The organism is Stenotrophomonas sp. YJH_SMC_37 (genome assembly GCF_059370035.1).
Genome location: NZ_JCAFTG010000016.1, coordinates 60,986 through 67,302, shown reverse-complemented (window position 1 = coordinate 67,302; position 6,317 = coordinate 60,986). Strand labels below are relative to the sequence as shown.

Sequence of the window (6,317 nt, the reverse complement as noted above, 5' to 3'; positions counted from 1 at the left end):
TTTTGCTTCGGCCGTTGCCGTTGCCGTTGCCTCTGCGGGTGCAGGGCGCAGCCCTGCAGCCCCCCTTCCCTGAGCATTCCACGCAGTGGTTTGAGCGCCGCGCACACGCCAGCCACGGCACGCTAGGCCAACGGAACCGCCCGTCATCCACCGAGACCCCTCATGACCCTGCGTCGCCTGCCACTGCACGCCACCCTGCTGCTGGCCCTGTCCTCGTTGCCACTGGCCGCCCTGGCCGAAGCCACCTCGCCCGCCCCCACCCGGCAGGTGCCCGGCGTCTACCACCAGCGCGTCGGTGCGCTGCAGGTCACCGCCCTGTTCGATGGCGTGGTCGCGCTGGGCCGGCAGGAAGTGGTGGACGTGCCGCCGACGCTGGTCAGCCGCCTGTTGGAAGGCCGCTACGTGCCCGAAGACAAGAAGGGCCTGCAGACCGCGATCAACGCCTTCCTGGTGCGCCAGGGCAACCACCTGACCCTGGTCGATACCGGCACCGCGCAGTGCTTCGGCCCCGGCCTGGGCCAGGTGCTGGGCAACCTGCGCGCCTCCGGCGTGGACCCGGCCGAGGTGGATGAGGTGCTGCTGACCCACGCCCATCCGGACCACCTGTGCGGCGTACTCGACGCGCAGGGCAAGCCGGCCTACCCCAATGCCACGGTGTGGCTGTCCAGGGCCGATGCCGATTACTGGCTCAACCCGGCCAGCGAGGCCACCGCGCCGAAGGGCGTGCGCTTCGCCTTCCCGCTGGCACGCAACGCGGTGGCGCCGTATCAGGCCAGCGGCCACCTGCGCACCTTCAGCCCCGGCGATGCCCTGCCCGGCGGCGCGGTGGCGATGGACACCCATGGCCACACCCCCGGCCATGTCTCCTACCGGTTCGACAGCCAGGGCCAGTCACTGCTGGTATGGGGCGATGTGCTGCACTTCCACGCGGTGCAGTTCGCGCATCCGGAAGCGGCATTTGAGGCCGATTCGGACCGCAAGGCGGCCACCGCCAGCCGTCGCAGTCTGCTGCAGCAGGCCACGGCCAATGGTTGGTGGGTGGCTGGTGCACATCTACCGTTCCCCGGCCTGGGCCATGTGCGCAGCGAAGGCCAGACCTACGCCTGGGTGCCGGCGGAGTATTCGCCGTTGAAATGACCCGTGTAGAGCCGAGCCCATGCTCGGCTACCGCGCTCAGCGTGCCGGGATTCCACAGCCGAGCGTAGGCTCGGCTCTACAGGAAGGCAGGGGATGCCTTACTCCAGCCCCAGCCAGCCGCCGATCACGCCGCGGGCTTCGTCCACGCCGGTACGGTCTTCGCCGGAGAACACCTGCACGCTGACGCTGTCACCGTAAGCCGATTGCAGCTCCTTGCGCACCTTCTGCAGGGACTGCATCTGCTGGCTGCGGCTGAGCTTGTCGGCCTTGGTCAGCAACGCGTGCGCCGGCAGGCCACGCTGCACGGCATAGGACAGCATCTGCCGGTCGTAGTCCTTCAGGGGGTGGCGGATGTCCATCACCACCACCAGGCCCTTCAGGGCTTCGCGGGTGCGGAAATACCGGTCAATGAAGGCCTGCCAATGCGCCTGCAGGTCCAGCGGCACCTTGGCGTAGCCGTAACCGGGCAGGTCGACCAGATGCGCTTCCGGGGTGACCTGGAAGAACACCAGCTGCTGGGTGCGGCCGGGCGTCTTGGAGACGCGGGCCAGCGCGTTCTGGCGGGTCAGCGCGTTGAGCGCACTGGACTTGCCGGCGTTGGAGCGGCCGGCGAAGGCCACTTCGGCGCCTTCGTCAGGCGGCAGCTGCCGCACGTTGTGGGCCGAAAGGTGGTAACGGGCGCGTTCGATGAGCAATGACATGTGCCTAGGATCGCATGTTGCGGCGCCGCGCGCCCGTGCCGGCGGCCGCTGCGGCCATTTTGCTGCACTGCTGCGTTGACCGTGCGCGGAAACGGCGTTGATAATCCGGGCGATGCCGGCGGCCGCCGCCCGGCCCGGTCCATACGGAGCTTCAGCATGCGCCACGCTCGCGTTCTTGCCGTATCCGCCCTTGCCACTGCTGTAGTCGTTGCCGCTGCTGCGTTCGCGCAGACCACGTTGACCCCGCTGCCCGACAACGGGCCGATCAATACCGCCTCGCTGGAGGTGGATTTCAGCAAGACCCACTGGGGCGATGCCAAGGCCGGCCAGGCCAAGGCCTCGGCCTGCGCGGCCTGTCATGGCGTCGACGGCAATTCCACGGTGGAGATGTATCCGTCCATTGCCGGCCAGAGCGAACGCTACGTGGCCCAGCAGATGGCGCTGATCGCCAATGGCCAGCGCAGTTCCGGCGCAGCAGTGGCGATGGTGCCGTTCGTGCAGAACCTCACCCCGCAGGACATGCGTGATATCGGCGCCTACTTCGCCACGCAGAAAGCCAACGCCGGCATCGCCGATGACACGGCGGTCACCGAGGGCCCCTACAAGGGCATGAAGTTCTACGAGATCGGCCAGCAGCTGTACCGCGGCGGCGATGCCAAGCGCGGCCTGCCGGCCTGCATGGCCTGCCATGGCCCCAGCGGTGCCGGCAATCCCGGCCCGGCCTATCCGCATCTCGGTGGCCAGCACGCCAGCTATGTCGCGCGCCGCCTGCAGGAGTACCAGGCCGGCCAGACCAACGAGACCGACAAGGCACACTTCCAGATCATGGCCACGGTCGCGCAGAAGCTGAGCGAGCAGGAGGTGCAGGCGCTGTCGAGCTACCTGCAGGGCCTGCACAACAAGGCCGACGACGTGGCCGCTGCAGCCACGCCGACGCAACCGGCTGCCGCCCCCTGACCACCACTGGTCGGCCCGGGCCGCCACGTCGGCCCACGGCTGCGGTATGTTCCTTCACGCCGGCGGCTGCGCCGGCGTTGCTTTTTTCAACGGAGATGCGTGTCGATGAGGTTGATTTCCCGCCTGCTGTTGTCCGTGCTGGTACTGCTGCCGCTGGCAGCCTGCGCCGCCACCCCCGCCAATGCCCCGCTGGTCGAGGGCAAAGACTACGAGCGCATCGCGCAGCCGGGCCCGTTCCAGCCGTTGGCCGGCAAGATCGAGGTGGTCGAGGTCTTCGGCTACACCTGCCCGCATTGCGCCCACTTTGAACCGCAACTGGAAGCCTGGGCGGCCAAGCTGCCGGCCGACGTGCGCTTCACCCCGGTCCCGGCCGCCTTCGGTGGCGCCTGGGATGCATGGGCCCTGGCCTACTACGCCGCCGACGAAGTCGGCGTGGCCAAGCGCAGCCACGCGGCGGTCTTCAAGGCCCTGCACCAGGATGGCTCGCTGCCGATGCAGAACGTTTCGGCCGATGAGCTTGCCACCTTCTACAAGGCCTACGGGGTGACCCCGGACCGTTATCTGCAGGCCCTGCGCGGCGATGCCGTACAGAAGAAGGTCGATGCCGCCCGCGCGTTCGCCCAGCGCACCAGGATCCCGGGTACCCCGGCGCTGATCATCAATGGCCAGTATCTGGTGCGCGGCAACAGCTTCGACGACCAGCTGCGCATCGCCTCGGCCCTGATCGCCCAGGCCCGCGCCGCCCGCGGCCGCTGAACCAACACACACCATCGACACGGCGCTGTCGCCGCCGCATGTCATCATTTCCCCCTGGCTGGCGCCTGGCGCCGGCCCCCACCTTTCCAGATGCTGGAGACGTTTCCATGAAGATCCGTTACGCCCTCGCCCTCGCAGCGCTGCTGCCGATCCTGGCGGCCTGCAAGGCCGACGACGGCAGCACCAACACCACCGCGGCGCCGGCCGAACCGGCTGCAGCTCCGGCGGCCACCGAACCGGCCGCTCCGGCCGCGGGCAGCGAAGGCACCGCTCCGGCGGCCGCCGAAGGCGAAAAGGCCCCGGCCGAAGCCGCCCCCGCCGCGGCGCCGGCCCCGACCACCGCCGCGCTGACCGGCCCGGCCCCGGTGGAAGGCGCCGATTACCAGGTGATCCCGAACGGCCAGCCGTTCCAGCCGGCTGCCGGCAAGATCGAAGTGACCGAGATCTTCGGCTACGTCTGCCCGGCCTGCGCCGCATTCCAGCCGCTGGTCGGCCCGTGGAAGGCCGGCCTGCCCAGCGACGTGAACTTCGTCTACGTGCCGGCCATGTTCGGCGGCACCTGGGATGACTACGCCCGTGCCTTCTACGCCGCGCAGACCCTGGGCGTGCAGGAAAAGACCCACGAAGCGCTGTACGCCGCCATCCACTCGCAGAAGACCCTGAAGGGCGAGCGCGGCCGTGACTCGGTGGAAGACATCGCCAAGTTCTACGCCGCCTACGGCGTCGATCCGAAGCAGTTCGCCGCCACCATGGGCAGCTTCGCGGTGAATGCCAAGACCAACTCGGCCAAGCAGTTCGCCCAGCGCAGCCAGATCAGCGGCACCCCGTCGATCATCGTCAACGGCAAGTACCTGGTGAAGGGCAAGAGCTTCCCGGACATGCTGCGCATTGCCGACCACCTGATCGCCCGCGAACGCGGTGCGGCCCAGGCTCACTGATCCAAAGGACGTTGTTCCCGGCCGTGAATTCCCCCCGCACACGGACCCTGCGTTTGCTGACGGCCAACATCCAGGCCGGCTCAAGTACCCGCCGCTACAGCGACTATGTGACCCGCAGCTGGTCACATGCGCTGCCGGCGGGTCGCAAGCGCAGCAGCCTGGACGCGATCGCCACGCTGGCGCGCGACCATGACATCGTCGGCCTGCAGGAGGCCGACCCGGGCAGCCTGCGTTCGGGCTTCACCAACCAGACCCACTACCTGGCCCAACGCGCCGGCTTCAACTACTGGAGTCACCAGCCGAACCGGCGCATGGGCGGGGTCGCATCCAGCGCCAATGGCCTGCTGAGCAAGCTGGAACCGGTTGAAGTGCAGGATCACGCCCTGCCCGGCCGCATCGGCGGGCGCGGCGTGCTGCTGGCCAAGTTCGGCGACGGTACCGACGGCCTGGCGGTGGCGGTGGCGCATCTGTCATTGGGTGCGGGATCGCGGATGTCGCAGCTGGGCTTCATCGCCGAACTGCTGTCCGACCACCCCAACGCGGTGCTGATGGGCGACTTCAACTGCCTGGCAGAACGCCCGGAAATGCAGGTGCTGTACCAGAAGACCCGGCTGCAGCCGCCCGGCTGCATCGTGCCGACCTTCCCCAGCTGGCGCCCCGACCGCGCCATCGACCACATCCTGGTCAGCAGTGGCCTGCAGACTCGTACCGTGGAAGCCGTACCAGCCGCGTTCTCCGATCACCTCGCCCTGGCGATGCAGATCGACGTCCCGGCCGACGCCCTGCGCTGACTCGCCGTTACGGTAGGTGCGGACCGTTGGTCCGCACGCTCTGCGACGGGCGCCGCCCGGCGCCCCCTAAATCGGGGCATAAACGACTTAATCCCCTCCGTCCCCTTTTTTTCAGGCGGTGACGGGTGCCTTCAACCGCCGCGCGGTCATCGTGCTGCCCACCGAGGCCAGCACCGTGCAACCGATCGCCAGCCACTGCAATCCATGCAGGTGCTCGTGCAGCAGCAGCATCGCCCACAGCGCGGCCACGGCCGGCTCCATGCTGATCAGGATGCCAAAGGTCTCCTTCGGCAGGCGCTTGAGCGCCATCATTTCCAGCGACATCGGGATCGCGCTGGACACCAGTGCCACCAGCAGGCCCGCCGCCAGGATCTTCGGGTCGAGCAGCGCGGCACCGGCATGCACCACGCCCACCGGTACCACCACCAGAGACGCCGCCAGCAGCCCCAGCGAGACCGAGTGCCCGGCATGCAGATGACCGGCACGCTTGCCGAACACGATGTACAGGCCCCAGCAGGCCGCAGCGCCCGTCGCGTACAGCACACCGGCCGGGTCCAGCGCGGGGCCACCGCCGATCGGCAGGAGCAACAGCAGCCCCACCGCCGCGCAGCCTACCCAGAGGAGATCGATCGGGCGTCGTGATGACAGCATCGCCACCGTCAGCGGCCCGGTGAACTCGATGGCCACCGCGATGCCGAAGGGAATCGTGCGCAGGGCCATGTAGAACAGCAGGTTCATCAGGCCCAGGGTGAGCCCGTAGCGCAGGATGGTGATCGCATCCACGCAGCTGGTCTTCCAGCGCCATGGCCGCCAGAACAGCAGCAGCAACAGGGCCGAGAAGCCCACACGCAGCGCGCTGGTGCCCTGGGCGCCGATCAGCGGGAACAGGTGTTTTGCGTAGGAGGTGCCGATGGCCAGCGAGGTGACCGAGCCGAGCACCGCCAGCGCCGGCAACATCGGCGCAAGTCGTGAGGTCTGCATGCGCAAAGTCTATTGCGCCAGCGCCGAGCACTTGGCTCAATTGACAGCCCGTTCGT

Annotated in this window: 7 protein-coding genes; 5 read left to right on the top strand and 2 right to left on the bottom strand. The window is 68.5% G+C overall.

Annotation, left to right across the window (positions count from 1 at the left end; genetic code table 11):
• The first annotated feature begins 162 nt into the window (after positions 1 to 162).
• Positions 163 to 1,137: an MBL fold metallo-hydrolase gene (locus tag AC5P8J_RS18280; RefSeq protein ID WP_206621860.1), complete on the top strand. Its 975-nt coding sequence runs from the start codon at positions 163 to 165 to the stop codon at positions 1,135 to 1,137.
• Positions 1,138 to 1,235: 98 nt separating this feature from the next.
• Here AC5P8J_RS18280 and yihA read toward each other — a convergent pair whose 3' ends face one another.
• Entirely contained in the window at positions 1,236 to 1,838 is a 603-nt protein-coding gene (gene yihA, locus AC5P8J_RS18275; protein ID WP_014038472.1) for a ribosome biogenesis GTP-binding protein YihA/YsxC, read from the bottom strand.
• 156 nt (positions 1,839 to 1,994) lie between these two features.
• Between yihA and AC5P8J_RS18270 the strand changes: the two genes are divergently transcribed.
• From AC5P8J_RS18270 to AC5P8J_RS18255, 4 genes are all read left to right on the top strand, one after another.
• Positions 1,995 to 2,795: a c-type cytochrome gene (locus AC5P8J_RS18270; protein WP_019660638.1), complete on the top strand. Its 801-nt coding sequence runs from the start codon at positions 1,995 to 1,997 to the stop codon at positions 2,793 to 2,795.
• A gap of 105 nt (positions 2,796 to 2,900) precedes the next feature.
• Positions 2,901 to 3,551, top strand: coding sequence for a thiol:disulfide interchange protein DsbA/DsbL (locus tag AC5P8J_RS18265; protein WP_019660639.1), 651 nt, complete (start codon positions 2,901 to 2,903; stop codon positions 3,549 to 3,551).
• Between the two features lie 107 nt (positions 3,552 to 3,658).
• Positions 3,659 to 4,489: a thiol:disulfide interchange protein DsbA/DsbL gene (locus AC5P8J_RS18260; RefSeq protein WP_134735977.1), complete on the top strand. Its 831-nt coding sequence runs from the start codon at positions 3,659 to 3,661 to the stop codon at positions 4,487 to 4,489.
• 53 nt (positions 4,490 to 4,542) lie between these two features.
• Positions 4,543 to 5,280, top strand: coding sequence for an endonuclease/exonuclease/phosphatase family protein (locus AC5P8J_RS18255; RefSeq protein WP_021202520.1), 738 nt, complete (start codon positions 4,543 to 4,545; stop codon positions 5,278 to 5,280).
• A 111-nt stretch (positions 5,281 to 5,391) separates the two neighbouring features.
• Here the strand turns inward: AC5P8J_RS18255 and AC5P8J_RS18250 are convergent, their stop codons facing one another.
• A complete protein-coding gene (locus tag AC5P8J_RS18250; protein WP_494540276.1) occupies positions 5,392 to 6,261 on the bottom strand; it encodes an EamA family transporter in 870 nt (289 codons plus the stop codon).
• Positions 6,262 to 6,317 lie beyond the last annotated feature (56 nt).